Below are 26,806 nucleotides of genomic sequence, written 5' to 3'. Positions count from 1 at the left end.
CATTGCGCAATGGCGGAACACCCGGCCTTGCCGGGTTTCCACCCTACGACGCCGTAAAGAAGCTGCTCGGCGGCGCGCCCAGTTCACGCTTGAACATGGTGGCGAAGGCGCTGGGGCTGGCGTAGCCCAGGTCCAGCGCCACTTTCAGCACGCTGTCGCCGCAGGCCAGCCGCTGCAAAGCCAGCATCAGCCTGGCCTGACGCCGCCACTGGCCGAAGCTGAGGCCCGTTTCCCGGCGGAAGCGGCGCTGCAAGGTGCGCGGGTCCAGCGCCAGCTCGCGCGCCCATTCCGCTGCGCCGCGCGCGTCGTCGGGATGGTCCAGCCATACCGCGCACAGCCGCTGCAGCGCCGGCGAGGCTGGCTGGGGTAAGGACAGCGGCAGCACCTTGGCGCGGCGGATTTCATCCAGCGCCAGCATCATCACCCGCTCGTCGCGCGATCCCGGCTCGCAGGGCAACGCCACATCCACCGCCGCCAGCACCAGTTCTCGCAGCAGCGGCGTCACCTCCAGCACGCAGCATTGTTCCGGCAGGCCAGCCAGCATGTCCTGGCGCACGAAGATATTCCGCATCCGCACCGGGCTGACCATTTTGACCTGGTGCCAGGTGCCGATGGGCAGCCAGATCGCCCGCGTCGGCGGCACTATCCACTGCCCGCGCTCGGTGCCCACCCACATCAGCCCCTCCACCGAGTACAGCAGCTGCGCCGTGGGGTGCTGGTGGCGCGGCGACTCCAACCCTGCGGGATAGTTGCGCAGCTTGCCCACCACCGGCAGCACGCCCCGGTCATACAGTTCCAAATCGTCGAAGCGGTTCATATCGCCTCTTTCAAAAAGATGGATGCCTCATTTTCGCAGGACCGGCTCTAAATTGCTGAATTAATATGCAATCACCACCTGTATCGAGAATCTTTACCATGGCCTCAAGCACTTCCATCGCCGCGCCGGCGCAGGACACCCGCTTTCGCGTCCTAGGCGCCATCAGCTTCTCGCACTTCCTCAACGACATGCTGCAGTCGCTGCTGGTAGCGCTATACCCCTTGCTGAAGGGCAACTATCACCTGAGCTTCGCCGAGATCGGCCTGATGACTTTCACCTACCAGTGCACCGCCTCGTTGCTGCAACCGCTGGTCGGCATTTACACCGACAAGAAGCCGCAGCCGTATTCTCTGGTATTCGGCATGGGCTCCACGCTGATCGGCCTGCTGCTGTTATCCAGCGCCGGCAGCTTCCCGCTGCTGTTGCTGGCCGCCGCGCTGATCGGCACCGGCTCGTCGATTTTCCATCCGGAATCGTCGCGCGTGGCGCGCATGGCTTCCGGCGGCCGCCCCGGCCTGGCGCAGTCGCTGTTTCAGGTGGGCGGCAACGCCGGCAGCGCCACGGGGCCGCTGCTGGCGGCGCTGATCGTGATTCCGCTTGGGCAAGGCAGCGTGGCCTGGTTCGGTCTGGCCGCGCTGCTGGCGATGTACGTGCTGTTCCGCGTCGGCCAGTGGTACGCCCACCAGCACCGCCAGGCCAAGAAAGCCGCCGCCATCGTCATGCCGGATCTGTCGCCGGCCCGCGTCAAGCTGACATTGGCCTTGCTGCTGGTGCTGGTCTTCTCCAAGCATTTCTATCTGGCCAGCATCACCAGCTACTACACCTTCTACCTGATCCACCACTTCCATATCGGCGTGCAGTCGGCTCAGTTGCATCTGTTCTTGTTCCTGTTCGCGGTGGCCGCCGGCACCGTGCTGGGCGGCCCTATCGGCGACGCCATCGGCCGCAAGCGCGTGATCGGTTTCTCCATCCTGGGCGTGGCGCCGCTGGCGCTGGCGCTGCCGCACGCCAATCTGTTCTGGACCGCCGCGCTGTCGCTGCCCATCGGCTTCATTCTGGCCTCGGCCTTCCCGGCGATTCTGATCTACGCCCAGGAGCTGCTGCCGGGCAAAGTGGGCATGGTGTCCGGCATGTTCTTCGGCTTCGCCTTCGGCATCGGCGGCATCGGCGCGGCGGTGCTGGGCCAGTTGGCGGATAGCCACGGCATAGAGTCCGTCTATCTGCTGTGCTCCTTCCTGCCGCTGCTGGGCATCGCAGCAGTGGCGCTGCCTGACTTGCACCGCAAGCCCGGCGTTTGACATCGGCCGCCGCCGCGCCGGATACTGCGCGGCATTGAAAACCCAAGCAAGGCGCCGAACCGGTATCGGCGCCTTGCGCATTCGGAAGCGCCGTCATCATGTGTGGAATCGCCGGCTTTTTCTCGCGCCTTCCCGTCAATCCCACCGTCCCGCAAGCCATGCTGGACGAGCTGCATCGCCGCGGCCCGGACGATGCCAGCCGGCTGCTGCTGGACGCGGCGCTGAACCCGGCCGATGGCGATGCCATCCACAATGCGATGCTGCACGCCCGCCTGGCCATCATCGATCCGCGCCCGGTGGCCAACCAGCCCATGGCCAGCGACGACGGCCAGGTGTGGATCTGCTACAACGGCGAGGTGTATGACTGGGAAGCCGGCAAGGCCGAACTGGAAGCCGGCGGCGCGGTGTTCCGCACCCACGCCGACACCGAATACATCCTGCGCGGCTATCTGGCCTGGGGCATAGAGGGCGTGCTGGATAGGCTGCGCGGCATGTTCGCCTTCGCCATTCTGGACAAGCGCAGCGGCAAGGTGCATCTGGCGCGCGACCGCATGGGGGAAAAGCCCTTGGTCTACTCGCTGGCGGACGGCAACTTCGCCTTCGGCTCGCTGGTGCGCGCGGTGCTGCCCTTCCTGCCTGCGGATAAGCGCGGCTTCAGCCCGGCGGCGATCGACGCTTACCTGGCCCACCGCTACATTCCCTCCCCGGCCACCGTGTTCAGCCACATCCAGCGGCTGGAAAACGGCTACCGGCTGGAGTTCGACCTGAACACCCGCCAGTTGAGCAAGCAGCGCTACTGGCAGCCCAAGGCGGAATCCGGCGACTGGCTGCAGGAGCTGGATCGCGCGGTGGCGATGCGCACCGTGGCCGACCGCCCGCTGGGCGTGCTGCTGTCCGGCGGCATCGACTCCACCGTGATCGCCAGCCGGCTCGCCACCCAGCAGCTGACCCAGTTCTCCAGCTTCACCGCCGCCTTTCCCGGCTCCAGCCTGGACGAATCCGGCGACGCGGCGGATTCCGCCCAGCGCATGGGCCTGCCCAACGTCAGGGTGGACATGCCGGACAACCTGGCAGCCGATTTCGAGCGCATCGTCGCCGATCTGGACCAACCGTTCGCCGATCCGTCCAGCTTCCCCACCTGGTATCTGGCGCGCGAAGTCACCCAGCATGTCAAGGTGGTGCTGGTGGGCGACGGCGGCGACGAACTGCTGGCCGGCTACAAGCGCATCGGCAAGCATCTGCGCACCCGCTGGCGGCAAAACATCCGCCTGCCGCTGCCGATCCAACCGCAACTGGACAGCAAGCGCGGCAAGCTGGCCACCGAACTGGCCATGGACTGGCAAAGCGCCTACTCGCTACGCTTCTCCGGCTTCACCCCCGGCCAGCGCAGCTTTCTGCAGGGCGGCCGCAAACTGGAAAAGCTGTGCCATTGGCGCAAGCCTGACGACATCGGCACGGAACCGCAGGACGGCGCCCCAGGCCTGCACCAGCTATTGGAACTGGACTTCGCCAATTATCTGCCCGACTACATCCTGCAAAAGTCGGATCTATGCACCATGGCGCATGGCCTGGAAGGCCGCGCGCCGCTGCTGGACCACGGCTTCTACCAGCGCCTGCTGAGCACCTCCGCAGCCGAGCGCTACACCCGCCCGGCCAAGCTGATCTTCCGCCGCGCCATCCACCCGGCGCTGCCGGCCGATTTCTTCCAGCGCAAGAAGCGCGGCTTCAACCCGCCGCTGTCAGGCTGGCTGCAAACCAGCCTGGCGCCGCGTTTCGACGGCCTGGGCGCGCGGCTGGCCGCCGCCACCGACGGCCAACTGGACGCCGGAGCCGTGGACGCCTTCGCCCGCGCCTATCGCGACGGCGCCGGCCATCTGGCCGAACAGATGCTGCAGCTGCTGATCCTGGACGAGAGCCTGGCCCAGCTGCGCCGGCGGTGCCGCGAGCTGGGTTGATTATTGCCTTTTCGGCCCGGCCTGCGCCGGGCCAGCCTCTCTTTCCGACCGAGAAAATACATCCGGGACCGCATTGGAATCACGAATTGACTAAGTCATAAAAATTCATGATTTTCCTGCCCATTCCCAGACGATGCAGGTTTGCAAACGATAATTACTAGCATTATCATGTGCTTCACAGGCCGGTATCTCAGCCCTAATTTATAAGGAAAACATGATGCGTCGCTTTGTCTGCCAGCTGGCTGTCGCCAGCATCGCCCTGTCCGCCTCCTTCGCCGCCATGGCCAAGGAATACCCGATCGGCAAGCCTGCGCTGAAGAACGGCATGGAAATCGGCGCCGTCTACCTGCAGCCGACCAAGATGGAGCCGGAAGGCATGATGCTGAAGCCGGAAGCCTCCGACATCCACCTGGAAGCCGACATCCACGCTACCAAGAACAACCCGAACGGCTTCGAAGAAGGCGCCTGGATGCCGTATCTGGTAGTCAAGTACGAACTGACCAAGGTAGGCGGCAAGACCCAAAAGGGCGAGCTGATGCCGATGGTGGCCAACGACGGCCCGCACTACGGCGACAACGTCAAGCTTCAAGGCCCCGGCAAGTACAAGCTGAAATACACCATCATGCCGCCGTCGGCCAATGAGCACGCCCACTTCGGCCGCCATACCGACAAGGAAACCGGCGTGGGTCCGTGGTTCAAGCCGTTTGACGTGAACTACGAGTTCACCTACGCCGGCATCGGCAAGAAGGGCGGTTATTAAGGCTAATTGAGAATGTAAACGCAAAGCATTCTTGATTGAGATACAATGAAACGGCGCGGGCTTTCCGCGCTGTTTCTCATTCTGGAACCAACCCGATGACCGCTCTGCGCCTGATCGCCGCCGCCATGGTGGCCGGCCTGTTGTCTGCGCCGGCTATGGCCGAAGAAATTCCCGTCTTCAAGTTGCAAATGAAAGACGGCCAAATGATTCCCCCACGGGTGGTAGTGCCCGCCGGCAAGAAATTCAAGCTGGAAGTGATGAATATCGGCAAGACCCCCGCCGAGTTTGAAAGCACGCCGCTGCGCAAGGAGAAAGTGCTAGGCCCCGGCGCGGAATCTTTCCTGGTGTTCCAGCCGCTTGCGCCCGGCGAATACAAGTTCTTCGACGAATTCCATATGAAAACCGGCCAGGGCGTCATCGTCGCCAAGTAACACAGAGGTAAACGCGAATGGGACAGGTACTCTTCATCGTCTGGCGCGAAAGCGTCGAGGCGCTGCTGGTGGTCGGCATCCTCAATGCCTGGATGAACCATAACCCGGCCGGCCGCGCCGGCAAGCCCTGGCTGTGGGGCGGCGTGGCCCTGGGCATCGCCATGGCCATCGCCCTGGCGGTGGCGCTGTTCACCGCCGGCAGCCTGATGGCCGGCGCGCAGGACTACTTCCAGACCGGCATGGTATTCATCGCCGCCGCGCTGATCGTGCAGATGGTGCTGTGGATGCGCGAGCATGGCCGCACGCTGAAGAAGGAGCTGGAAAGCGGTCTGTCGGAAAAGGCCGCCAGCAACAACTGGTGGGGCGTGACCGTGCTGGCCGCGCTGGCCATCGCCCGCGAAGGCAGCGAAACGGTGGTCTTCCTGTACGGCATGCTGGCCGAAGCCGGCGGCGTGGAGCTGGTGAAGATGGCCGGCGCCGGCGCGATCGGCCTGGCGCTCGCCTTTCTGACTTTCTACGTGCTGCAATTAGGCGGCAAGGTGCTGTCTTGGCGGCTGTTCTTCCGCGTCACCGAAATCATGCTGCTGCTCTTGGGCGCCTCGCTGTTCCTGTCCGGCGTGGAAAAACTGATCTCGATGGACGTGCTGCCGGCGCTGGTGGATCCGCTATGGGACAGCTCGGCCCTGCTGGACGACATGTCCCCGTTTGGCGGCGTAGTGGCGGCCCTGACCGGCTACCGCTCCCACCCGGCCTTGACCAGCCTGCTCGCCTACGCGCTGTTCTGGTCTGCCATCTGGGCGCTGTTCCAGTGGCGCAACCGCCGCCTGGCGGCCGCGACGGCATGAAGCCGCCCCGTCCGCAGCGGGTGATTCCCATCGTCGCCGCCCCGTCCGGCGGCGCTTCCTGTCCCCCCGAGCGGCAGCCGCGCGGCCTGCTGGCGCTCACGGGGAACTGGCTGCGCGACCACGGCCCCCTGCTGCGCAAGCTGCAATGGGCGGTGGTGCTGGTCTACGGCTTCTTGCTAATCGTTCCGGCCTGCCTGGACTTGCCTGACGACGCGGCGCGGATGTGGAACAACCTGACCATCTTCGCCCAGTTTGTGTTCTGGGGCATCTGGTGGCCTTTCGTGCTGCTGTCCATGGTGCTGTTTGGCCGGCTGTGGTGCGGCGTGCTGTGCCCGGAAGGCGCGTTGTCGGAATGGGCCGCGCGCAAGGGCATGGGACGGCCGATTCCGCGCTGGATGCGCTGGGGCGGCTGGCCTTTCGTCGCCTTCGTCCTCACCACCGTTTACGGCCAGCTGGTCAGCGTCTACCAATACCCGAAAGCCGCCCTCTTGGTGCTGGGCGGCTCCACGGTGGCAGCCGTCATTGTCGGCTTCATCTACACTCGCGGCAAGCGCGCCTGGTGCCGCCATCTGTGCCCGGTCAACGGCGTGTTCGGCCTCTTGTCCAAGCTGGCGCCCATGCATTACCGCGTGGACGAAGCCGCCTGGAAGCGCTCCCAAGACCAGCGACAGCGCGTCGCCAGCGTCGATTGCGCCCCATTGCAGCCCCTGCGCCACATGCAGGGCGGCAGCGGCTGCCATATGTGCGGCCGCTGCAGCGATCACCGCTCCGCCATCACCCTGGCTTCGCGCCCCATGAGCGACGAAGTGGTGCGGGTGGCGGAAAAAGAGGCCGACGGCTGGCAGACCGCCTTGATCGTCTACGGCCTGCTAGGCGTGGCGATGGGCGCCTTCCACTGGACGGTCAGCCCATGGTTCGTCTGGCTCAAGCAGACCGCGGCGGAATGGCTGGTGGACCATGACATCATGTGGCCGCTGGACACCGACGCGCCATGGTGGCTGCTCACCCACTACCCGATGCACAACGATGTGTTCTCCTGGCTCGACGGCGCGTCCTTGATCGCCTATGTGGCCGCCACCGCGCTGGCGCTGGGCAGCGGCATCCTGTTGTCGCTTGCTTTGGCGGTTGGAATGGCCGGCCGCTGGCAGACCCAGCGTCTGCACCATCTGGCTCAGGCTCTGATTCCGCTGGCCGGCTGCGGCGTCTTCCTCGGCCTGTCGGCGCTGACGGTGACGCTGCTGAAGGCCGAAGGCTTCGGCATGCGCTGGGTCAACGACGCCCGCCTGGCGCTGCTCGCCGGCGCCAATCTGTGGGCGCTGCATCTGGCGCGCGGCATCCTGACGCGCTGGAACGGCGGCCTGCGTCGCTGGATCGCGCTGCTGCCGTTCTGCGGCGCGCTGGCGCTGGTGGACTGCGCCTGGGGCTTCATGTTCTGGTGGTGGTAGCGCCCGGGCTAGGCTTGGCGCATCCTGCGAAAACTTGGTTGACGGAAGGCGCTGTGCGATAACACAGTAAATCCCACATCCAAGGAATGGCCATGCGGCGTTTGCCATTGCTCATCTGCGCGTTGTTGTTCCGCTGCGGTCTGGCCGCAGCGGAACCCACCGTCGAGCTGGCCACCGGCGAATGGCCGCCCTTCGTCTCGCAAACCCTGCCGCAAGACGGGGCCTTCTCGCAAATGGTGCGCCAAGCCTTTCAGCGCGCCGGCTATCAGGTCCATCTCAATTACATGAGCTGGCCGCAGGCCGAGGCGATGATACGGATGGGCAAAGCCGCCGCCGCCTTCCCCTACCGCCCGACGCCGGAGCGCGAGGCCGAGTTCGACTTCTCAGCCCCGCTGATGCGCTCCACCAGCTATCTGTTCTACCACAAGCCGCATATGCCGCATCCGCCGCTGCAATTCAAATCGCTGGACGAGTTGCGCGGCTACCGCATCGCCATTCAACTCGGCTATTGGTATATCCCCTTATTCCAGCAACACAAGCTGAACACGCTGCAGACCAACGACGAGATAAACGCGCTGCGGCAACTGCAATTGGGACATCTGGACTTGGCGCCGATGACGCTGGAACGCGGTTTGTTCCAGATACACAGCGGCATGCCGGAGCATGAAAAGGAGTTCGGCTACATCCCCACCCCGCTGGATAAGGAAACGCCGCTTGCTCTGATGTTCTCGCGCGCTTACCCGCAGGCGGCGCGCATCCGCGACGATGTCGCCCGCGCGCTGGAGCAGATGGAAAAGGATGGCACGCTGAAAGCCATCTACCAGCGCAACTTCCCCGGGGCTATGCCGCCGCGTTGACCAGCGTCGGCTGCAACACGCGGATGACGTCCTGCGGGCTGACGCCAACCAGGAAGCCGCGCTTGCCGCCATTGATGTAGATGACCGGCAGCTCGGCGATGCTGGCTTCCATATAGACCGGCATGGCGTGGCGGGTGCCGAACGGGCTGGTCCCGCCCACCTGATAGCCGCTGTGCTTGTCGGCCGTTTTCGGATCGCAGGGATGGATCTTCTTGACGCCGATCTGCTTGGCCAGCATGCCGGTGCCGACTTCGCAATCGCCGTGCATCAGCACGATCAGCGGATGCTTGTTTTCATCCTCCATGATCAGCGTCTTTACCACCGCGTGCTCGTCCACGCCCAGTTCGCGCGCCGACACCGTGGTGCCGCCCTTTTCCTCGTACTTGTACAGGTGTTCGCTGTAATCGACCTTGTGCTCGCGCAGCACGCGGATGGCCTGCGTGACCGGGGCTTTTTCCTTCGACATGATGATTCGCTTGCGGCTAAGACAAAATACCCGACTTTAAAACGCCGGCCCGTATCTGCCAAGCAGGGGAATCAAGCTTTGCGCGCGCGCCACCACAGCCTCAGCCCCAGCAGCAGAGCCAGCGCCGCGGCGTAGATCAAGGGCTGGGTGATGTCTTTCTTCACCAGCCACCAGTAATGCGTCACCGCCAGGATGGCCACCGGGTACACCAGCCGGTGCAGCTTGCCCCAGTTGCGCTTGAGCCGGCGCATCCAGCCCTGGGTAGAGGTCAGCGCCAGCGGCGACATCAGCACGATGGCGGCGAAGCCGACGGTGATGAACGGACGTTTGACGATGTCCTTCAGGATGTGCGGCCAGTCGAAGAACTGGTCCAGCCAGACATAGGTGGTGAAATGCAGGCTGGCGTAGAAGAAGGCGAACAGCCCCAGCATGCGCCGGCATTTCAGCGGCCAGGCCTGGCCGCTGAGGCGACGCAGCGGCGTCATGGATAGCGTGGCCAGCAGCCACACCAGCGTCCAGGTGCCGGTGGAACGAGTGATGAATTCCACGGGATTCACCGCCTCGCCGGACAAGACGATCCAGGCGGCGCGCGCAAGCGGCAGCAAACAGGCGATGAACAACAATGCCTTGCCGATGGCGAGCCGGCGGTCGGCCGCGGAAGCGGGAGTTTTCATGCGCAGCGTCGTCATCAGTAGTTCTTCCTCAGGTCCATGCCGCGGTACAGCCCGGCCACCTGCTCGGCGTAGCCGTTGAACGGCAGCGTCTTGCGCTTGAAGAATTCGCCGATGCGGCGCTCGGACGCCTGGCTCCAGCGCGGGTGGTCCACTTCCGGGTTCACGTTGGAATAGAAGCCGTATTCATGGGCATTGGCCAGATTCCAGCTGGTGGCCGGCATCGTTTCCTGCAGCCGGATGCGCACGATGGACTTGATGCTCTTGAAGCCGTACTTCCACGGCACCACCAAGCGGATCGGCGCGCCGTTCTGATTGGGCAGCACATTGCCGTACAGGCCGACAGCCAGTATGGTCAGCGGATGCATGGCCTCGTCGATGCGCAAGCCTTCGCGATACGGCCACTCCAGCACCGATGTGCGCTGCCCCGGCATTTCGCTGGGCCGCTGCAAGGTCTCGAACGAGACGTACTTGGCGCGCGAAGTCGGATTCATCTGCTTGAGCAGGCTGGCCAGCGGAAACCCCACCCACGGAATCACCATGCTCCAGCCTTCGACGCAGCGCAACCGGTAGACTCGCTCCTCCAAGGGAAACTTCAGCAAATCCTCGATGGCGAAACGGCGCGGCTTGGCCACCTCGCCGTCCACCAGCACGCTCCAAGGCCGCGTCTTCAGGCTGCCGGCGTTCTGCGCCGGATCGGACTTGTCGGTGCCGAATTCGTAAAAATTGTTGTAGCTGGTGATGTCCTTCAGGCTATTGGGCTTGTCGTTGGCGGCAAGCTGCGACAACGGACTTTTCTTGGCGTTCAGGCCGGCCAGCGTTTCAGCCGACAGCAACAGGCCGGCGGCGCCCAGCATGAAAGCGCGGCGGTTGAAATAGACCGATTCGCTGGTGATGTCCGACGGCAAATGGTCGGCGGGTTTTCTGATCAACATGGCGGCTCTCCTGTCGTTTCCATTTGGTCGGACCATCTTCCGGATTCTGACAGTAGCGCATGCAAACAGTTTTGTCCGGCCAAGCGCCGCTAACAAAAGCTCACAAAATGGCCCGCCGGCCGCAGCCAAGCGCGATGCTAAGGCCGCCACTCGCGGCCGAGCGCGCTGCCCTGCCCGCCGTCCCGCGCCAGCCGCTCGCCTATCGCCTGCAAGGCCGCCCAGCGCGGGCCGCACCAGTCCGGCGCTATCAGCGTCGGCGCCTGCGCGGTGGCGGCAATCCGGTGATACACCACCTCCGGCGGCGTGTGGCGGATCAGGCATGCCGCCAGGTCGGCGTAATCATCCAAGGCCATGGGCGACACTTCTCCGCGCCGGTACTGCGCCGTCATCCGGCTGCCGCGGACGATCATCAGCGGATGCAGCTTCAGGCCCTCGACGCCGATATCCAGCACCGTGTCCAGCGTAGCCCGCGCATCATCCCTTCCCTCGCCCGGCAAGCCGACGATCAGATGAGCGCACACCTTGAGTCCGCGCGCGCGGGCGCGGTGGACTGCATCGCGGTAATCGGCCAGCGTGTGGCCGCGCCGGATCAAGGCCTGGGTGCGGTCGTGCGCGGTCTGCAGGCCCAGCTCCAGCCACACCTCGGCGCCGCCGGCCTGGTACGAGGCCAGCAGGTCCAGCGCCGCGTCCGGCACGCAATCGGGCCGGGTGCCGACGCACAGCCCCACCACATCGGCGGACGCCATCGCCTCGTCGTACAGCGCGCGCAGCGTTTCCACTTCGGCATAGGTGCTGGTATAGGCCTGGAAATAGGCGAGATACTTGCGGGCGCGGCCGGTCTTTTCCTTTTCCCGCGCGATCTGCTCGGCGATGGACAGGCTGGCGGCCTCCCGGCCGAAGCTGCGGACATTGCAGAACGCGCAGCCGCCGCGCCCCAGCGTGCCGTCGCGGTTGGGACAGGTGAAATCGCCGGCCAGAGACAGCTTATGCACGGTCTGGCCGAAGCGTTGTTTCAGGTAATAGCCAAAGGTATGAAGGTGGCGGGTCAGATCCATCGCGTAGCCGGCAAAAGCGCGCAGTCTAGCGCGATGCGGCCTCAGACAAGCTGAGCGGGATCAAGGACTTGCCGCTTCAGATAGTATGCCAGCCCAGCCAATACAGCACGCAAAACAGTCCGGCGCTGATCAGCAGGGCGATAGCCAGCGCGGACACGAGCTCGTGCACGTTGCGGCGCTGGCTGGGCTTGAGAAACCAGCGAGCGACCGCCCAGGCCAGCAGGCACAGGGTGAAAAATTTGAACAGGCGTCCGAACATGGCGGCACCGGTGACGGAGAACGGCCGATTATCCCGGCGCGAGCACTTCCCGCGCAAGCCGATGTTGTGGATATAATCGGACGGTAGCCGCAGGAGACCGCGCCAAGACATGCTCCGGCAGAGAGCGGCGGGCGCGGATAAAAAATAGAAGAGGCCCCCAAATCCATGACCGACTCCGATTGTTCGGTAGGCATCGTCGCGGCCGAAGACGCCGTATTCGATGTCCCTTTGCCGCTCGCCAGCGGCGCCGTGCTGCCCAGCTACCAGCTGCGCTTCGAAACCTACGGCCGGCTCAACGCCGACAAGAGCAACGCCATCCTGATCTGCCACGCCCTGTCCGGTCATCATCATGTCGCCGGACGTTACCAGCCTGACGATAAGGCTGCCGGCTGGTGGGATAATATGGTCGGCCCCGGAAAACCCATAGACACCCGCCGCTTCTTCGTCGTCGGCGTCAACAATCTGGGCGGCTGCCACGGCAGCACCGGCCCGTCCAGCCTGAACCCGGCCACCGGCCAACCGTGGGGGTCCGCCTTCCCGGTGGTGACGGTGCAGGACTGGGTGACCTCGCAAGCCCGCCTTGCCGACCGCCTGGGCATCACGCGCTGGGCGGCGGTGATAGGCGGCTCGCTGGGAGGCATGCAGGCCTTGCAGTGGAGCATCGCCTATCCGGAACGCGTCGCCCACGCGCTGGTCATCGCCTCCGCGCCCAAGCTGTCGGCGCAGAACATCGCCTTCAACGACGTGGCGCGCCAGGCCATCCTGTCCGACCCGGACTTCTGCGGCGGCGACTTCTACCAGCAGGGTACGGTGCCGCGCCGCGGCCTGCGTCTGGCCCGCATGCTCGGCCACATCACGTATTTGTCCGATGACGGCATGGGCGAGAAATTCGGCCGCATGCTGCGCTCCGGCGAGTATCAGTTCGGCTATGACGTGGAGTTCGAAATCGAGAGTTATCTGCGCTACCAAGGCGACAAATTCTCCGACTACTTCGATGGCAACACCTATCTATTGATGACCAAGGCCCTGGACTATTTCGACCCGGCCAAGGAGCACGACGGCGACTTGGCCGCCGCGCTGAAGCCGGCGCAGGCGCAATTCCTGCTGGCCAGCTTCACCAGCGACTGGCGCTTCTCGCCGGAGCGCTCGCGCGAGACGGTGCAGGCGCTGATCGCCGCCGGCAAGCGCGTCAGCTATGCCGAGATCGAATCGGCGCACGGCCATGACGCCTTCTTGATGTTGGATCAGCCATATGTGGACCTGATGCGCGCCTATCTGCAGCGCGTGGCGCAGGAGGTGAACGCATGAGCGCCATCCAGACTCTCCGTCCCGACCTGCAACTGATCGCCGACTGGATCGCCCCGCGCAGCCGAGTGCTGGACCTGGGCTGCGGCGATGGCCAGCTTCTGGCCGCCCTGCAGCAGGACAAGCAGGTGCAGGCCTATGGCGTCGACTTCGACGTGGCCAATGTGGTGCGCTGCGTCGCCTCCGGCGTCAACGCCATCCAGGGCGACCTGGAAACCGGCCTGGCCGACTTCGGCGACTCGCGCTTCGACCACGTGGTGCTGTCGCAGACCATACAGGCGATGCGCCACACCGAGGCCATTCTCAACGAGATGCTGCGCGTCGGTCGCGAGGCCATCGTCACCTTCCCCAACTTCGGTTATTGGCAGAACCGGCTGCAGATCCTGCAGGGCCACATGCCGGTGTCCGACACCATCCCGTATCAGTGGTACGACACCCCTAACATCCACTGGTGCATGCTGGGCGACTTCGAGGAACTCTGCGCCAAAAACCGCATCCGAGTGATGCAGAGGGTGGTCATGGACAAGGGCAAGCGGGTATCCTTGCTGCCAAACCTGCGCGGCAGCCTGGCCTTCTACCGGGTGGCGCGCGGCTGATTCCATCCCGCACAAGGAGAGAAACATGCGCCTGTTGCTGGCCATTTTCCTGCCATGGCTGCAGTTCTTCACCATAGGCCGGCCCTTCGCCGGCCTATTCTGCCTGCTGCTGCAACTGACCCTCATCGGCTGGCTGCCGGCCGCGCTGTGGTCGGTGTACGCGCTGAGCCAGTACAAAACCGACCAGAAAATCGAACGGGCGCTGCGGCGCTGATTTCCGTCCGCGCCCGGCGCGGACGGCCCGCCAACCATAACGACAACCAGCCCATGACCCTAGCCACCATCAACTGGCGGCGCGACGTGTTCTCGCGCACCATGCTCGTCTGCGTATTCACCGGCTTCGCCTCCGGCCTGCCTTTATACGCGCTGATCAATCTGCTGCCGGCCTGGCTGCGCAGCGAGGGCGTGGACCTGAAGTCCATCGGCCTGTTCGCCTTGATCGGCCTGCCCTACACCTGGAAATTCCTGTGGTCGCCGCTGATGGACCGCTACGCGCTGCCGCTGTTGGGCCGCCGCCGCGGCTGGATGCTGGCCAGCCAGCTGGCGCTGCTGGCCAGCTTGGCGGTATTCGGCTTGTTCGATCCACAACAGGACATATGGAGCATCGCGGGACTGGCGCTGACGGTGGCCTTCTTCTCCGCCAGCCAGGATATCGTGCTGGACGCCTTCCGCCGCGAAATCCTCAGCGACGCCGAACTCGGCCTGGGCAACACCGTGCATATCAATGCCTACCGGCTGGCCGGCCTGGTGCCGGGCTCGCTATCGCTGATCCTGGCCGACCGCATGCCCTGGGGCAGCGTTTTCGTGATTACCGCCCTGTTCATGCTGCCCGGCGCGCTGATGACGCTGATGGTCAAGGAGCCCAAGCTGGCTTCCGGCAGCCCGAAAACGCTGCGCCAAGCGGTAGTGGAGCCGTTCCATGAATTCGTCACCCGCCAGGGTTGGCAGGGCGCGCTGTGGATACTGGGCTTCATCTTCCTGTACAAGCTTGGCGACAGCATGGCCACCTCGCTGGCCACGCCGTTTTATCTGGACATGGGCTACGCCAAATCGCAGATCGGCCTGGTGGCCAAGCACGCCGGGCTGTGGCCGGCGGTGATCGGCGGCTTGCTGGGCGGCGTATGGATGATCAAACTGGGCATCAACCGCGCCTTGTGGGCCTTCGGCGTGGTGCAGGTAGTATCGATACTGGGCTTTGCCTGGCTGGCCAGCTACGGCCGGTTCGACAGCGTGGGCGCGGAGCAATTGGCAATGCTGGCGGTGGTCATCGGCTTCGAGGCCTTGGGCGTCGGTCTCGGCACCGCTGCCTTTGTCGCCTTCATCGCCCGCAGCACCCATCCCGCCTACACCGCCACCCAGTTCGCCCTGTTCACCAGTCTGGCGGCGGTGCCGCGCACGCTGGCCAACGCCGCCACCGGCTACATCGTGGAGTCCATAGGCTGGACCTCGTTCTTCTTCCTGTGCACCGCGCTGGCGATTCCCGGCATGATGCTGCTGATCAAGGTGGCGCCATGGGGGGACGATCCGGCGCCGCAACAGGCCTGATCGCGCTAAACCAGGCGCGGCTCAGAGCTGGCACTGCTCGCTGCCGCCCTCCAGCCGACACTGCTTGATCGATCCGTCCTGGTCCACTTTCAGCAGCCACTCGTCGAGGCCGGAGCCAGGCTTAGGCCGCGCCTCGATGATGAAGCTGGCCTGCTCGACATTGTCGGCCGAAGGCGTTGCGCTGCTGAAGCCTATGGCGAAGGCGGCCGTTCCGCTCGCCGGCAAGGTGGGCCAGGCCAGCGGACCCTCCTGATAATAGACGCCGTATTCGTGATACCAGCGCTGCATGAAGTGGCTGTTTTCCAGCAGCGCCGCCTTCGCCTCCGCCAGCCGCGCCCGCTGCATGTATTGCTGATAAGCCGGCGCCGCCAAAGACAGCAGCAAGGCGGCAATCGCCAGACAGATCATCGTTTCCAGCAGAGTGAAGCCACGCGGTCCTCTTCTATTCATCGCGCTTTCTCCTCCCAACCCAATCGCCGCCCTTCTCCGCCATTGTCCACTCGATACCAGCTCTGCAGCGTCACCGCGCTGAAGCGGCTATGGCCCCAGGCGCGCACCGTGATGCGGTACAAACGCGCCGGACCGGCCTGCCCGGAACCGAAACGTGGGTCGATCAATTCCACCACATAACGCGGATTCGCCCACGACAGGCTGCCGGCCCTCACGCCCTGCGGGCATTGCCATTGCTTGACCGATGGCTCCAGTTCGTACTCACGGCTGTTGCCGCAGGGATGCAGCAGAGGCACGCCGTTCAGATTTTGTTTCTCCGGCGGCGTCGTCGGCTCGCACAAGCCCTTGCCATGCGTCCCATGGCAGGTAGGCGAAAATACCGCCTCGTGGCCATACAACTTGGCGGGATCGTTTGCCCGGCTGGCCATATCGTTTTTCAGGTCCCATTGCCACACCCATTGCTCGGCGCCGCGCAGGGCCTGCCGCGCCAATCCTTCGGCGCGGCGGCGCTCCTGCGCATTGGCCGCCAGCAAGCGCGCGCTGAGGATAAGCTGCGACGACGACAACACCAGCATGGCCAGCAGCGACAACAGCCCCATTACCATCAACAAGGCGCCGCCGCGCTGCGCAGAATGATTCATGTCTTATCCCCGCATGATGAAGCCGACATCAACGGCAAATCCTGGCTCAAACGCTCCACCCGCGCCCGGCGGCTATCCGGCCGCCACGCCAACTCCAGCCGCGCCGCCGCCAAGCGCTGCGCGGCGCTGGCGTCCAATGCCTCCGCCGCGCGCCATTGCCATGCCGCCCCCTCGCCACAACTGGAGCGCAACTGCACGCGGATCGACAATTGCTCGACGTTATCGAGCAGCAAGCGTTCTGCGCCAAGCGGCAGCCCGCCCAAGCGGTCGCGCGCCAGCAAGCGGTGGTCGCGCAGCTCATAGTGCCGCTCCAGCGGCAGCCACAGTTGCAGCGAAGGCGCGTGCAGGCCATCGGCCTGCTCCGCCGTCTGCAATGGCAAGGCAGGCGTCAGTTGCAGCAGAGGCGCATTGGCGCCGCCCAGCCATTGCGCCGACGCGCCGGTCAACGCCCATGTTGCCGCGCAACTGCTGAGCAGACTCTGCGGCCACGACAGGCTATTGCCGCCCGCCAGCGGTTCCAGTTCGATACCGGCCAGCCGCTGCTTGTCGTCCCGCAGCAATTTACGATGCGGCAGCCAACGGCCGGGCAGCCATAGTCGCCAATGCCCTACGGCAAAATCCTGCGCCGCCCACGGCTGCGCGCCGCAACCAAAATGGCGGTGCTTGGCCACGTCTCTCGCCAGTTGCCCCATCGTCCAGAGCGCTTGCTGCCGCGCCTCCAAATGCCGCGCGGCGTCATTCACGGACTGATTGGTAGCGGTGAGCGAGGTCAGCGCCAAAGCCGTCACCAGCGCGCCCAGCGCGGTGGCAAGCAATATGCCGAGCAGCGCCCCGCCGCCCTGGAAGTTAAGGCCGCAACGGCCAGACATCGGCATGCTCCTGCCAACCCTGCCCCCGGCGGCTGCGCCAGGCTACGCGTATCGCCAAAGGCCCGCTGCCGTCGCAACCAGGCGCATGCAGCGTGGGCTTGTTTTTGACATCGCCGCGGCACACCGCGGCGCGGGCCCGCTCCGCCGGGTTGCCGCTGGCGCGCAAAATTTGCTTGAAGCGCGATAAATCGGCCGCCGCCTGTTGCGCCGGATCGCAGCCGGCTGCGCAGTCTGGCCCCGACACATGGTCGTCGTAACCGCTTTCCAGATAATGAATCCAATGCGCTTCAGGCCGCGCCTGGATGGCGTTGGCCAGATTGCTGACCGCCAGGTCGATGCGGGCGCGCAGCTCCGCCTCCCGAGCGTGGTGCAATGAGCGCGCCTGCATGCTGGCCAGCGCCAGTAGCGCCGCCAGCCAGATCGACAGCGCCACCATGGTTTCCAAGAGACTGAACCCGGATTCACGCGCAATCATCGGCCATGCCCCCCAACGCAGCGCGGCCGTCCGCCGCCACCGACACGGCCAGGCAACGGCTGCCAGAACGCAGCTGAAAAACCAAGCCGCCCTCCGGCTCCACTCGTCCCTCCGGCAGCAGCGTCAATTGCCGCACAGGTGCCTGCACGCGCACCTTCTCATGGTCGAACATCACCAGCCGCAAGCGCTCGCCGCCGTCGTAACTGGCGTTGTCCATGCCTTTGTCGGCATAAACCAATCCCCCCTCGCGCCAGACCTGTTGCGAAACCGGCTGCGGCGGCTGGCAGCCCTGCAATTCGAGGTTGGTTTTAAGATTGGCTGCGCACAGGAAAACCGGCTGGTTGCGGCGCAAGGCCTCGGCCCTGGCCTGATGGACGCTGTTCAGCAACAGCAGGCCGTGGCTAAGCAGACGCTGCCTGTCCCGCGCCGCGCCCAGCAGCGGAACCGCCAGCAGGGAAACAATCACCGCGATGCCGATTGCCGCCATCAGCTCCGCCAGCGTCATGCCTTGTTGGGCTGGTCGGCCCATATTGCCTCCGTCGCCATTCAAGAGTTTCCAGTCTGGAAAATCTCACCGCGGCAACCAAGCTCCGCCTGTCCAAAAGCCGGAGCCTGCGATGCCTGGCCCCGACCTTAGTTCAGGTGCCTGGCGGAGGATGCGAAAACGGCGCCCGAAGGCGCCGTTGATTGGGACGGTTCGCAGACGAATCAGTGCGCGGCTTCCCAGCTGTCGCCTGCGCCCACTTCGGCCAGCAACGGCACTTTCAGCTCAGCCACGCCTGCCATGATGGCCGGCAGCTTCTGCTTGACCAAGTCGAGCTCGGCCTGCGGCACTTCCAGCACCAGTTCGTCGTGCACCTGCATGATCAGCTTGCTCTGCAAGCCGTCGCGCTCCAGCCAGTCCTGTACGGCTATCATTGCCAGCTTGATCAGGTCAGCGGCTGTGCCCTGCATCGGCGCGTTGATCGCCGCGCGTTCGGCGCCGGCGCGACGGGCGGGGTTGGACAGTTTGATGTCCGGCAGATACAGCCGGCGGCCGAACACCGTCTCCACATAGCCCTGCTCGCGCGCCTTCTCGCGCGTGGTCTGCATGTATTCGGCCACGCCCGGGTAGCGCATGAAGTAGCGGTCGATGTATTGCTGGGCGGCGCTGCGCTCGATGTCCAGCTGGGCGGCGAGTCCAAACGCGCTCATGCCGTAGATAAGGCCGAAGTTGATCGCCTTGGCCGCGCGGCGCTGATCAGATGTGACAGAGGACAAGTCGACGCCGAACACTTCCGCCGCGGTGGCGCGGTGGATGTCCTCGCCGCTGGCGAAGGCCTTCAGCATGCCTTCGTCGTCGGACAGATGCGCCATGATGCGCAGCTCGATCTGCGAATAGTCGGCCGACACGATCTGCCAGCCGGCCGGCGCGATGAAGGCTTCGCGCACGCGGCGGCCCTCGGCGGTGCGCACCGGAATGTTCTGCAGGTTAGGATCGTTGCTGGACAGCCGGCCGGTAATCGCCACCGCCTGTGAATAAGTCGTATGCACGCGGCCAGTCTGTGGATAAATCAGCGTCGGCAATTTATCCGTGTAAGTGGACTTCAGCTTGGCCAGCCCGCGGTATTCCAGGATGCACTTCGGCAGCGGATGATCCAGCGCCAGTTGCTCCAGCACCGACTCATCGGTGGAGTAGCCGCCCGACGGCGTTTTCTTGACGCCCTTGGTCGGGATCGCCAGCTTGCCGAACAGGATTTCCTGCAGCTGCTTCGGCGAATTCAGGTTGAACGGCTGGCCGGCCAGCGCATACGCCTGCTGCTCCAGCTCCAGCATCTGGCTGCCCAGCTGGTGGCTCTGCGCGGCCAGTTTGTCGCGATCTATCAGCACGCCGTGGCGTTCCATCTTGAACAGCACCTCGGCCACCGGCAGCTCGATGTCGCGGTAGACTCTTTCCAGATCGCCGCGAAGCTCGGCAGCGAAATACTGGTTGAGCCTGAGCGTGATGTCGGCGTCCTCGGCCGCGTAATTGGCGGCGATGTCGACATCGACCTCGCCGAAGCCGATCTGCTTGGCGCCCTTGCCGCAAATCTCTTCATAACTGACGGTGTTCTCGCCCAGATGGCGGCGCGCCAGGTCGTCCATATTGTGGCGCTGGTGGCTTTCCAGCACGTAGGAGGCCAGCATCGAATCGTCTGCGATGCCGGCGAGGACGATGCCGTGGTTGGCCAGCACGTGGCAGTCGTATTTCAGGTTCTGCCCGCACTTCTTCTTGCTTGCGTCCTCCAGCCACGGCTTGAGCTTGGCCAGGGCCGCGTCCAGCCCCAGTTGCTCCGGCGCGCCAGCGTAATGATGCGCCAGCGGCAGATAGGCGGCTTTGCCCGCCTCCACCGAGAAGCTGACGCCGACGATGCGCGCCTGCAGCGGATCCAGACTGGTGGTTTCGGTGTCGAACGAGGTCACCTTGGCCGCGGCCAGCTTGGCCAGCCAGGCATCCAGTTGCGCCTCGGTGAGGATGGTTTCGTAATGGCGCTCGATATTGCCCGCTTGCGGTTGCGCCGCGGCAGGCTCGTCCGCGCCAAACAGATCGCTTTGCGCGGCGGGAGTCTCCTCGCTGCGCTGAGCCACAGCCGGCATTTCCGCGCCCTCGGTCACCTCGCGGTAGAAGGTGCGGAAGCCCAGGTCCTGAAACAGCTCGGCCAGGCGCGGCTTGTCCTTCTGGCCATGCTGCAGGCCCGGCAGGCCGTGCGGCAAGTCATGGCTTAAATCGACCGCGCAATCGATGGTGATCAGCCGCTTGCCCATCGGCAGCCAATCCAGCGCCGCGCGCAGGTTCTCGCCGACCTTGCCGCCCACGTTGCCCGCCTGGGCGATGATGGCGTCCAGGCTGCCGTACTCCTCCAACCACTTCACCGCCGTCTTAGGACCGCACTTGTCGACGCCGGGCACGTTGTCCACCTTGTCGCCGATCAGGGTCAGGTAGTCGATGATGAGACTCGGCGGCACGCCGAACTTCTCCTTCACGCCGGCCTCGTCCAGCAGCTCGTTGGTCATGGTGTTGACCAGCGTGATGTCCGGCGTCACCAGCTGCGCCATGTCCTTGTCGCCGGTGGAGACGATCACCTTCATCCCCGCGGCGGCGGCGCTGCGCGCCAGCGTGCCGATCACGTCGTCCGCCTCCACGCCCGGCACCACCAGCATCGGCCAGCCGGAGGCTTGCACCACGTCGTGGACCGCCGTAATCTGGGAGGCAAGCTCCTCGGGCATGGACGGGCGATTTGCCTTGTATTCGGGGTACAGGTCGTCGCGGAAAGTCTTGCCCTTCGCGTCGAAGACGCAGGCGCTATAATCGAATTCAACCTCCTTCTCCAGCCGCCTGAGCATGTTCACCATGCCATAGACAGCCCCCACCGGGCGGCCATCCGGAGAGCGTAAATCGGGCATCGCGTGAAAGGCGCGGTACAAATAAGAAGAGCCGTCGATCAATAACAATGTTTTCATAAGAGGCAGAATATGAGCTTGTCCGATAAGTTACCGCAGACCAGCGACCGTCACGCCATGATGCAGCGCTTCCGTTCGCGCGAAGCCTGGCACGTGATGAAGATCCTGTCGGAGTTTGTCGAGTCGGCCGAGGAACTGCAAGGCATCACCCCGGCGGTGAGCATTTTCGGCAGCGCGCGCACGCCGCGCGATCACAAATACTACAAATTGACCGAGGAAGTGGCGCGGCGTCTGTCCGACTCCGGCTTCTCGGTGATATCCGGCGGCGGCCCAGGCATCATGGAGGCCGCCAACAAAGGCGCATTCTACGGCAGAAGCCCGTCCGTTGCGCTCAACATCGTGCTGCCGCACGAGCAGAAACCCAACGAGTACCAGGACCTGTCGGTCAAGTTCAACCACTTCTTCAGCCGCAAAGTGATGTTCGTCAAGCACGCCATCGCCTATGTGGTGATGCCCGGCGGCTTTGGCACGCTGGACGAGATGTTCGAGGCGCTGACGTTGATCCAGACCGGCAAGAGCCGCAAGATACCCATTATTCTATGCTGCAGCGAGTTCTGGGCCGGCCTGCTGGACTGGGTCAAGGACAGGCTGGTCAGCGAGGGCATGATCAATCCAGACGATCTGAACCTGATCCAGCTAATAGACGATCCGCAACAAATCGTCGACACCATTTTCAAACACTACGAGACCCGCGGCTTCGACGCCTTGCCGGAAGAACGCGAACAGTTGCTCAACCTATAATCGCTCACTCAAATACAAGGAAACTTCATGCGTCGCCTCATCGCCCTGCTCCTACTCCTGCCGCTGGCCCCGGCCTTCGCCGCCGACGCATCCGCGCCGGCCAAGGCCGTGGTGCCACCGCCGCCGGTGATCAGCCCGCAAAACGCCGCCGAACCGGAGCCGGAAGTGCGCCTGATACAGAAAGGCGATGAAAAAATCGAGGAATATCGACTGAACGGCAAGCTTTACATGGTCAAGGTCACGCCGGCGCACGGCGTGCCCTATTATCTGGTCGACGACAATGGCTCCGGCACCATGAAACAGGTGGACCCGGCCAACCGCATCGTCATCCCGCGCTGGGTGCTGGTGCGTTTCTGACGGAGGTCGCATGTCGGTTTACACCACGGTCAGCCGCGATAGCCTGCAGCAGTGGCTGCAGGGCTATGCGCTGGGCCAGCTGATTGACTTCCAAGGCATCGCGGCAGGCATCACCAATACCAATTACTTTGTCACCACCACGCACGGCCGCTATGTGTTGACGCTGTTCGAAACGCTGCGCCTGGACGAGTTGCCGTACTACCTATCCTTGATGAGCCACCTGGCGCGCCACGGCGTGGCATGCCCGGCCCCCATCGCCGACCATTCCGATCGCTTCGCCTCCTTGCTCGCCGGCAAGCCGGCCTGCCTGGTAAGCTGCTTGACAGGCGCCGACGTCAGCCATCCGACAGCGGCGCAATGCCGCGCCGTTGGCGAGATGCTGGCGCAGATGCACAAGGCCGGCGCCACTTTCCCGCGGAAAATGCACAACCCACGCGGCCCGCACTGGTGGAGCCTCACCGCGCAGCAGCTCTATCCGCAACTGCCGGCGGATATTGCCGAAACCTTGGCAGAGGAAATCCGTTTCCAGGACGGACACCGTTTCGATCATCTGCCTAGCGGCGTCATCCATGCCGACCTGTTCCGCGACAATGTCTTGCTGGATGGAGACAGCATCAGCGGCTTCATCGACTTCTATTACGCCTGCAATGACATTCTGCTGTACGACATCGCCATCGCCGTCAACGATTGGTCGCGAAGGGATGATGGACTACTCGATGATGAGCTGGCGCGAGCGTTCCTTGCCGGCTACCAGTCGGAAAGGCCGCTGAGCCAAGCGGAGCGAGACTGCTGGCCCGTCATGCTGCGCGCGGCGGCGCTGCGTTTTTGGGTATCTCGGCTGCAGGATCTGTATCAACCGATCAGCGGCGAGCTGACCTACACCAAGGACCCGGAAGCCTTCCGCCAATTGCTGCTGGCGCATCGCCGACGGTCAGCGTTCTGGCTGGAGTGAGTGGATCACAGACGATACACTTAGCATAATTTTCACGCTATCGTCATCTTAGTCCTCTTGATTATTCGGCCAGCTGGCTTATCATATGAGAGAAGTGCAAGCTGTATGCCGTTTTTGAGTTTAAATTTCGCATAAAGGAACACAATATGCTGCTGAAAAAGATCGTCGCCATTGCCCTCGCCACCGCTCTTGTCGCCCCGGCCTTTGCTGCGGGTGAAGAAACAGTTGGGGGTACTGCTGGTACCGCCGGTACTGCTGGCACCGCGGGCGTCGCTGGTACCACGGCCGGCATCGCGGGCCTAAGCGTCGGCACCATCGCCGCCATCGGCGCTGCCGTAGCTGCTGCTGTTGCCGTATCCAGCAACAGCAACTCCTCCTCGAGCCACTCTGCTGCAACTCACCACTAAGAGCGGCAGTCACGTGATAACGTGACTCCACTCTATCAAGCCAAACAGGCGGACAGGCTCCGTCTGTTTGGCTTTATTGCGATCTAGTCAAAACACGACTGGACTTAGCTTTGCTTAAATCGGTTTGGCGAGTGATATTGCCTATTGTCATCCCCACATTTCTGCGTCAATCGCCGACAGTTTAAGTTTCAGGCAGTCCTGTTAATCTCGGTTGGACCATAAAATAGCATTGGCATAGTGCGGCTCGCTAAATCTGCATCATCAAACAGCGCGCCTAGAAGCATAGCTAGCGCATCAAAACTCAAAACAAGCTGGATAGCATAAATGCATAAGAAATCCAGAAGTGATCTGGTGACAGGGGTGTTGCAAAAAGGGGTGCCGCTGCTGTTCGCTTGCGGAGCATTGGCCCAGCCATCGCTGAATGGCCAGATTGGCTATATCAATATGCCGTCAGCGCGCGTCGGCGAAGACGGCACGTTCAGCTTTGGCTATGGCTATGACAAGCCATATGGGATTCTCTGGACCTCGACGACCGTGTTGCCCTGGCTTGAAGTTTCGGGACGCTACACCTCCATCGCAGATGTTCCCGGCTTTACCGACCAACAATACGGCGGCGGCTATGGCCGTTACAAAGATAAAGCCATCGACACAAAATTCCGACTATTGGAGGAGGCGCGTTGGCTGCCGCAAATTTCTCTAGGCTTGACGGATATCCAAGGCAATCGTCTATGGAAAGGCACCAACCTGATCGCTACCAAGCAAGTCACGCCAAGTTTGGAGATGACCCTTGGCTATGGCTCTGGTCGTATTAAAGGAATGTTCGGCGGCTTGCGTTATACCCCTAGTTTCCTGCCTAATTGGTCTGTTGTAGCAGAATACGATGCCAATAATTACAGCCAAGACCCGCATCCATTTGTGGATCAGACCTTTGCAACCGAATATCGCAAGCAAGGTCCTGCCGTTGGCTTGGAATACCAATGGGGCTGGTTAGGACTGCAGGTCGCGCGCCAGAAAAACCACAACAGCATCAATGCGCATATCGACATTCCACTGAATGTCGCGGAGTTTGTGCCTAAGATCCAGGAACCCGCCTTTTTCACCGGCGGTCCCGAACTCCCGACCCGGCCCACGCTTGCGCAGTGGCAAGGCGAGCGCGACCATGCCCGTCAGCTAGCCTCCGCACTGGGCAATCAGGACTTCAAGAACATTCGCATCGCCATGCAACGCGACACATTGGTGATGGAATTGAGCAACAGCCGCATTTCCAATGTCGGTCGCGCCGTCGGACGCGCCGTGCGGACCGCGCTGTATTACGCCCCGCTGGAAACCCGCGAAATCAAGGTGGTGTATACCGAACTGGAACAACCGCTTGCCACCTACAGCTTTTACGATATGGCCACGCTCAACGATTACCTATTGGGCAAGGTCAACCGCGAGCGTTTCCTGCAAACCGTCAATATCAAACCCGGCCGCGACGAAGAGCTTCAGCCCCTGGATAGCCAAACCCTGGCGCAATCGCTGCGCGAGGGCATCAATGTCAACCTGCTGACCAATCGTGATGGCGACTGGGTCCAAGTCACCAGCGACGATACCGAAGACAATCGCTTCCATCTGGCGCCGAAGATGGGAGTCTATTTCAACGACCCCAGCGGCGCCTTCCACTATGACATCATGGCGGAAGCGACTTATAAGCGCCGCCTGAGCAAAGGCCTGTATCTGGACAGCTCGCTGAGCGCCGATCTATACAATACCATCACGGCCGTCAAGCAACCTTCCAACAGCGAATTGCCGCATGTCCGCTCCGACATCGCAGACTACAAGCGCGTCAAAACGCCCAAGCTGAATCGCCTGCTGCTGAACCAATACATGACATTGGCGCCGAATGTCTATGCCCGCGCCTCAGCCGGCATCTATGAAGAAATGTTCCGCGGCGCCGGCGGCCAGGTGTTGTATTACCCCGGTTTCAACAAAAAATGGGCAGTGGATCTGGCAGTGGATGCCTTGCAACAGCGAGATGTCAACGGCTGGTTCGGCAAGCGCGACTATCAAACCGTCACGGCGATTACATCGCTGCATTACCAGCTGCCGATGGGGGTGACCGCTACCGTTCGCGCCGGGCGTTTCCTGGCCAAGGACGATGGCGTACGCTTCGAGCTGTCTCGCCGCTTCCGCTCAGGCGTCGAGGCCGGCTTCTGGTATACCAAGACCAATGGCAACGACATCACCTCGCCCGGCACCCCAGAAAAGCCATATAACGACAAGGGCCTGTTCTTCTCGATTCCGCTGAACAGCCTGCTGACTTTCGACAGCCGCACCATCGGCAGCTTCTCGCTGTCGCCGTGGACACGCGACGTCGGACAAATGGTGATGACGCCGGGCGATCTGTATGACATCCTCAGCAATCCCAAACGCGATATCCACGCCTACGATGGCCTTGGCAACTTCGCGGAGCGCGCCGACGAACAGAATCTGCCGCAAGTCACCCCGCCGCTGCCCAGCTACACGCCGTGGCCCATGATCCGACTGCGCCTGGAGGACTCCGGCAATCAGTGGCTGGACATGGACAGCAAGGCCGCTGGATTGGGATTGGCCACCGTTGCCGTCGCCACGGCTGCGGCGCTGGACAAGTCGGTGGATCGCTCCTTCAAGGAACATCAGCAAAATAAACTGGTCAAGAACTGGGGCAAGCTGGGCAAGGATCTGCCCATCGCCACCGCCGCGCTGTCAGGCCTCGCCTTCGCGCTCGGAGATGACCGCCTCAGCAATACCGGACTGATCGCGCTAGAATCCGGCGCCGTCGCTATTGCCGGCAGCGAGATGCTGAAATTCGCCGTCAATCGCGCCCGGCCCGGCGATGATAATGCGCCATGGCGCAGCCAGCCGGCGGGACAATCTCGTTGGCAGAGCAGCTTCACCTCGAACCACTCGGCCGTCTTGTTCGCTACCGTCACCCCATTCGCCAAGGAATATGATCAACCTTGGTTATATGGCGTCGCCGCCCTGGGCGCCGCGGGCCGCATAGCAAGCCGCGACCACTGGTTATCCGATGTCACCGCGGGCGGCATTCTGGGTTATGCTGTTGGCAATTGGCTCTGGCAGTCGCAACGTGACAATAGCCGCTATCAAAGCAATCTGGTTGTCACCCCCAAGCAGGTCGGGGTGCAGCTCAATGTCCCCATTCAATAAGCATTAAA

28 protein-coding genes are annotated in these 26,806 nt (G+C 63.3%); 16 read left to right on the top strand and 12 right to left on the bottom strand.

Going from position 1 to position 26,806, the window contains the following annotated elements; genetic code table 11:
• Positions 1-43: 43 nt before the first annotated feature.
• Complete coding sequence (locus BI343_RS12430) at positions 44-817, bottom strand: AraC family transcriptional regulator (RefSeq protein WP_071109909.1); 774 nt, start codon at positions 815-817, stop codon at positions 44-46.
• 98 nt (positions 818-915) lie between these two features.
• Here BI343_RS12430 and BI343_RS12425 point away from each other — a divergent pair, with 98 nt between their 5' ends.
• From BI343_RS12425 to BI343_RS12395, 7 genes are all read left to right on the top strand, one after another.
• Positions 916-2,115 (top strand): MFS transporter, encoded by a 1,200-nt coding sequence (locus tag BI343_RS12425; protein WP_139165719.1) that lies wholly within the window; start codon positions 916-918, stop codon positions 2,113-2,115.
• Between the two features lie 98 nt (positions 2,116-2,213).
• Positions 2,214-4,070 carry an asparagine synthase (glutamine-hydrolyzing) gene (asnB, locus tag BI343_RS12420; RefSeq protein WP_071109907.1) on the top strand — a complete coding sequence of 619 codons (1,857 nt, stop codon included), beginning with the start codon at positions 2,214-2,216 and terminating at the stop codon, positions 4,068-4,070.
• Between the two features lie 214 nt (positions 4,071-4,284).
• Entirely contained in the window at positions 4,285-4,830 is a 546-nt protein-coding gene (locus tag BI343_RS12415) for an iron transporter (protein ID WP_043627984.1), read from the top strand.
• A 95-nt stretch (positions 4,831-4,925) separates the two neighbouring features.
• Positions 4,926-5,261 carry a cupredoxin domain-containing protein gene (locus tag BI343_RS12410; RefSeq protein ID WP_043627986.1) on the top strand — a complete coding sequence of 112 codons (336 nt, stop codon included), beginning with the start codon at positions 4,926-4,928 and terminating at the stop codon, positions 5,259-5,261.
• A gap of 17 nt (positions 5,262-5,278) precedes the next feature.
• Positions 5,279-6,106, top strand: coding sequence for an FTR1 family iron permease (locus tag BI343_RS12405; RefSeq protein ID WP_043627987.1), 828 nt, complete (start codon positions 5,279-5,281; stop codon positions 6,104-6,106).
• The gene (locus BI343_RS12400) at positions 6,103-7,551 is read left to right on the top strand and encodes a 4Fe-4S binding protein (protein ID WP_244886638.1); all 1,449 of its coding nucleotides are present in this window, start codon (positions 6,103-6,105) and stop codon (positions 7,549-7,551) included. The genes BI343_RS12405 and BI343_RS12400 overlap by 4 nt, the downstream gene beginning before the upstream one ends.
• A gap of 92 nt (positions 7,552-7,643) precedes the next feature.
• Positions 7,644-8,408, top strand: a complete 765-nt coding sequence (locus BI343_RS12395; protein WP_071109906.1) for a substrate-binding periplasmic protein — start codon at positions 7,644-7,646, stop codon at positions 8,406-8,408.
• Here BI343_RS12395 and ybaK read toward each other — a convergent pair.
• The 5 genes from ybaK to BI343_RS12370 all read right to left on the bottom strand — a co-directional run bounded on the left by ybaK (position 8,392) and on the right by BI343_RS12370 (position 11,794).
• Complete coding sequence (gene ybaK, locus BI343_RS12390) at positions 8,392-8,874, bottom strand: Cys-tRNA(Pro) deacylase (RefSeq protein ID WP_071109905.1); 483 nt, start codon at positions 8,872-8,874, stop codon at positions 8,392-8,394. The genes BI343_RS12395 and ybaK overlap by 17 nt on opposite strands.
• Before the next feature lie 71 nt (positions 8,875-8,945).
• Positions 8,946-9,563, bottom strand: coding sequence for a protein-methionine-sulfoxide reductase heme-binding subunit MsrQ (locus tag BI343_RS12385; protein ID WP_106075795.1), 618 nt, complete (start codon positions 9,561-9,563; stop codon positions 8,946-8,948).
• On the bottom strand, positions 9,563-10,480 hold the full coding sequence (gene msrP / locus BI343_RS12380) for a protein-methionine-sulfoxide reductase catalytic subunit MsrP (protein ID WP_071109904.1): 918 nt from the start codon (positions 10,478-10,480) through the stop codon (positions 9,563-9,565). Before msrP ends, BI343_RS12385 begins: the two co-directional genes overlap by 1 nt.
• Before the next feature lie 137 nt (positions 10,481-10,617).
• Entirely contained in the window at positions 10,618-11,535 is a 918-nt protein-coding gene (gene mnmL / locus BI343_RS12375; RefSeq protein WP_071109903.1) for a tRNA modification radical SAM protein MnmL/YtqA, read from the bottom strand.
• A gap of 76 nt (positions 11,536-11,611) precedes the next feature.
• Positions 11,612-11,794, bottom strand: coding sequence for a protein MIGRI (locus tag BI343_RS12370; RefSeq protein ID WP_043628001.1), 183 nt, complete (start codon positions 11,792-11,794; stop codon positions 11,612-11,614).
• Positions 11,795-11,959: 165 nt separating this feature from the next.
• Here BI343_RS12370 and metX point away from each other — a divergent pair, with 165 nt between their 5' ends.
• The 4 genes from metX to BI343_RS12350 are packed head-to-tail and all read left to right on the top strand — an operon-like array spanning position 11,960 to position 15,240.
• Positions 11,960-13,102: a homoserine O-succinyltransferase MetX gene (metX, locus tag BI343_RS12365; protein WP_043628003.1), complete on the top strand. Its 1,143-nt coding sequence runs from the start codon at positions 11,960-11,962 to the stop codon at positions 13,100-13,102.
• Complete coding sequence (metW, locus tag BI343_RS12360; RefSeq protein ID WP_071109902.1) at positions 13,099-13,695, top strand: methionine biosynthesis protein MetW; 597 nt, start codon at positions 13,099-13,101, stop codon at positions 13,693-13,695. The genes metX and metW overlap by 4 nt, the downstream gene beginning before the upstream one ends.
• Before the next feature lie 25 nt (positions 13,696-13,720).
• Positions 13,721-13,909: a YqaE/Pmp3 family membrane protein gene (locus BI343_RS12355; RefSeq protein ID WP_043628006.1), complete on the top strand. Its 189-nt coding sequence runs from the start codon at positions 13,721-13,723 to the stop codon at positions 13,907-13,909.
• Positions 13,910-13,962: 53 nt separating this feature from the next.
• The gene (locus tag BI343_RS12350) at positions 13,963-15,240 is read left to right on the top strand and encodes an AmpG family muropeptide MFS transporter (protein ID WP_071109901.1); all 1,278 of its coding nucleotides are present in this window, start codon (positions 13,963-13,965) and stop codon (positions 15,238-15,240) included.
• Between the two features lie 21 nt (positions 15,241-15,261).
• On the opposite strand, the gene BI343_RS12345 is transcribed toward BI343_RS12350, so the two are convergent.
• The 6 genes from BI343_RS12345 to polA form a co-directional block, all read right to left on the bottom strand.
• Entirely contained in the window at positions 15,262-15,690 is a 429-nt protein-coding gene (locus tag BI343_RS12345) for a type IV pilin protein (RefSeq protein ID WP_071109900.1), read from the bottom strand.
• On the bottom strand, positions 15,687-16,331 hold the full coding sequence (locus tag BI343_RS12340; protein WP_071109899.1) for a pilus assembly protein: 645 nt from the start codon (positions 16,329-16,331) through the stop codon (positions 15,687-15,689). Before BI343_RS12340 ends, BI343_RS12345 begins: the two co-directional genes overlap by 4 nt.
• Entirely contained in the window at positions 16,328-17,200 is an 873-nt protein-coding gene (locus tag BI343_RS12335) for a hypothetical protein (RefSeq protein ID WP_071109898.1), read from the bottom strand. Before BI343_RS12335 ends, BI343_RS12340 begins: the two co-directional genes overlap by 4 nt.
• Positions 17,178-17,675 (bottom strand): PilV family protein, encoded by a 498-nt coding sequence (locus tag BI343_RS12330; RefSeq protein WP_139165718.1) that lies wholly within the window; start codon positions 17,673-17,675, stop codon positions 17,178-17,180. Before BI343_RS12330 ends, BI343_RS12335 begins: the two co-directional genes overlap by 23 nt.
• Positions 17,662-18,204: a GspH/FimT family pseudopilin gene (locus BI343_RS12325; protein WP_139165727.1), complete on the bottom strand. Its 543-nt coding sequence runs from the start codon at positions 18,202-18,204 to the stop codon at positions 17,662-17,664. Before BI343_RS12325 ends, BI343_RS12330 begins: the two co-directional genes overlap by 14 nt.
• A gap of 179 nt (positions 18,205-18,383) precedes the next feature.
• Entirely contained in the window at positions 18,384-21,155 is a 2,772-nt protein-coding gene (gene polA, locus BI343_RS12320) for a DNA polymerase I (RefSeq protein WP_083340935.1), read from the bottom strand.
• 12 nt (positions 21,156-21,167) lie between these two features.
• On the opposite strand from polA, the gene BI343_RS12315 reads away from it, so the two are divergent.
• The 5 genes from BI343_RS12315 (at position 21,168) to BI343_RS12295 (ending at position 26,798) form a co-directional block, all read left to right on the top strand.
• Complete coding sequence (locus BI343_RS12315; RefSeq protein WP_043628019.1) at positions 21,168-21,896, top strand: LOG family protein; 729 nt, start codon at positions 21,168-21,170, stop codon at positions 21,894-21,896.
• A gap of 27 nt (positions 21,897-21,923) precedes the next feature.
• Entirely contained in the window at positions 21,924-22,253 is a 330-nt protein-coding gene (locus BI343_RS12310; RefSeq protein ID WP_043628021.1) for a DUF2782 domain-containing protein, read from the top strand.
• Positions 22,254-22,263: 10 nt separating this feature from the next.
• A complete protein-coding gene (thrB, locus tag BI343_RS12305; protein ID WP_071109896.1) occupies positions 22,264-23,205 on the top strand; it encodes a homoserine kinase in 942 nt (313 codons plus the stop codon).
• Positions 23,206-23,351: 146 nt separating this feature from the next.
• Positions 23,352-23,612, top strand: coding sequence for a hypothetical protein (locus BI343_RS12300; RefSeq protein ID WP_083340934.1), 261 nt, complete (start codon positions 23,352-23,354; stop codon positions 23,610-23,612).
• 324 nt (positions 23,613-23,936) lie between these two features.
• The gene (locus tag BI343_RS12295; RefSeq protein WP_071109895.1) at positions 23,937-26,798 is read left to right on the top strand and encodes a YjbH domain-containing protein; all 2,862 of its coding nucleotides are present in this window, start codon (positions 23,937-23,939) and stop codon (positions 26,796-26,798) included.
• Positions 26,799-26,806: the final 8 nt, after the last annotated feature.

Source organism: Chromobacterium amazonense (assembly GCF_001855565.1).
GTDB classification, from domain to species: domain Bacteria; phylum Pseudomonadota; class Gammaproteobacteria; order Burkholderiales; family Chromobacteriaceae; genus Chromobacterium; species Chromobacterium amazonense.
Note: the sequence above shows the minus strand (reverse complement) of the source record. Positions and strands in the feature narration are given on the sequence as shown.

Bases quoted from the DNA above. Each gene is read 5' to 3' on its own strand.
- BI343_RS12430 (WP_071109909.1), bottom strand. From the start codon at position 817: ATGAACCGCTTCGACGATTTGGAACTGTATGACCGGGGCGTGCTGCCG.
- BI343_RS12425 (WP_139165719.1), top strand. From the start codon at position 916: ATGGCCTCAAGCACTTCCATCGCCGCGCCGGCGCAGGACACCCGCTTT.
- asnB (WP_071109907.1), top strand. From the start codon at position 2,214: ATGTGTGGAATCGCCGGCTTTTTCTCGCGCCTTCCCGTCAATCCCACC.
- BI343_RS12415 (WP_043627984.1), top strand. From the start codon at position 4,285: ATGATGCGTCGCTTTGTCTGCCAGCTGGCTGTCGCCAGCATCGCCCTG.
- BI343_RS12410 (WP_043627986.1), top strand. From the start codon at position 4,926: ATGACCGCTCTGCGCCTGATCGCCGCCGCCATGGTGGCCGGCCTGTTG.
- BI343_RS12405 (WP_043627987.1), top strand. From the start codon at position 5,279: ATGGGACAGGTACTCTTCATCGTCTGGCGCGAAAGCGTCGAGGCGCTG.
- BI343_RS12400 (WP_244886638.1), top strand. From the start codon at position 6,103: ATGAAGCCGCCCCGTCCGCAGCGGGTGATTCCCATCGTCGCCGCCCCG.
- BI343_RS12395 (WP_071109906.1), top strand. From the start codon at position 7,644: ATGCGGCGTTTGCCATTGCTCATCTGCGCGTTGTTGTTCCGCTGCGGT.
- ybaK (WP_071109905.1), bottom strand. From the start codon at position 8,874: ATGTCGAAGGAAAAAGCCCCGGTCACGCAGGCCATCCGCGTGCTGCGC.
- BI343_RS12385 (WP_106075795.1), bottom strand. From the start codon at position 9,563: ATGACGACGCTGCGCATGAAAACTCCCGCTTCCGCGGCCGACCGCCGG.
- msrP (WP_071109904.1), bottom strand. From the start codon at position 10,480: ATGTTGATCAGAAAACCCGCCGACCATTTGCCGTCGGACATCACCAGC.
- mnmL (WP_071109903.1), bottom strand. From the start codon at position 11,535: ATGGATCTGACCCGCCACCTTCATACCTTTGGCTATTACCTGAAACAA.
- BI343_RS12370 (WP_043628001.1), bottom strand. From the start codon at position 11,794: ATGTTCGGACGCCTGTTCAAATTTTTCACCCTGTGCCTGCTGGCCTGG.
- metX (WP_043628003.1), top strand. From the start codon at position 11,960: ATGACCGACTCCGATTGTTCGGTAGGCATCGTCGCGGCCGAAGACGCC.
- metW (WP_071109902.1), top strand. From the start codon at position 13,099: ATGAGCGCCATCCAGACTCTCCGTCCCGACCTGCAACTGATCGCCGAC.
- BI343_RS12355 (WP_043628006.1), top strand. From the start codon at position 13,721: ATGCGCCTGTTGCTGGCCATTTTCCTGCCATGGCTGCAGTTCTTCACC.
- BI343_RS12350 (WP_071109901.1), top strand. From the start codon at position 13,963: ATGACCCTAGCCACCATCAACTGGCGGCGCGACGTGTTCTCGCGCACC.
- BI343_RS12345 (WP_071109900.1), bottom strand. From the start codon at position 15,690: ATGAATAGAAGAGGACCGCGTGGCTTCACTCTGCTGGAAACGATGATC.
- BI343_RS12340 (WP_071109899.1), bottom strand. From the start codon at position 16,331: ATGAATCATTCTGCGCAGCGCGGCGGCGCCTTGTTGATGGTAATGGGG.
- BI343_RS12335 (WP_071109898.1), bottom strand. From the start codon at position 17,200: ATGTCTGGCCGTTGCGGCCTTAACTTCCAGGGCGGCGGGGCGCTGCTC.
- BI343_RS12330 (WP_139165718.1), bottom strand. From the start codon at position 17,675: ATGATTGCGCGTGAATCCGGGTTCAGTCTCTTGGAAACCATGGTGGCG.
- BI343_RS12325 (WP_139165727.1), bottom strand. From the start codon at position 18,204: ATGGGCCGACCAGCCCAACAAGGCATGACGCTGGCGGAGCTGATGGCG.
- polA (WP_083340935.1), bottom strand. From the start codon at position 21,155: ATGAAAACATTGTTATTGATCGACGGCTCTTCTTATTTGTACCGCGCC.
- BI343_RS12315 (WP_043628019.1), top strand. From the start codon at position 21,168: ATGAGCTTGTCCGATAAGTTACCGCAGACCAGCGACCGTCACGCCATG.
- BI343_RS12310 (WP_043628021.1), top strand. From the start codon at position 21,924: ATGCGTCGCCTCATCGCCCTGCTCCTACTCCTGCCGCTGGCCCCGGCC.
- thrB (WP_071109896.1), top strand. From the start codon at position 22,264: ATGTCGGTTTACACCACGGTCAGCCGCGATAGCCTGCAGCAGTGGCTG.
- BI343_RS12300 (WP_083340934.1), top strand. From the start codon at position 23,352: ATGCTGCTGAAAAAGATCGTCGCCATTGCCCTCGCCACCGCTCTTGTC.
- BI343_RS12295 (WP_071109895.1), top strand. From the start codon at position 23,937: ATGCATAAGAAATCCAGAAGTGATCTGGTGACAGGGGTGTTGCAAAAA.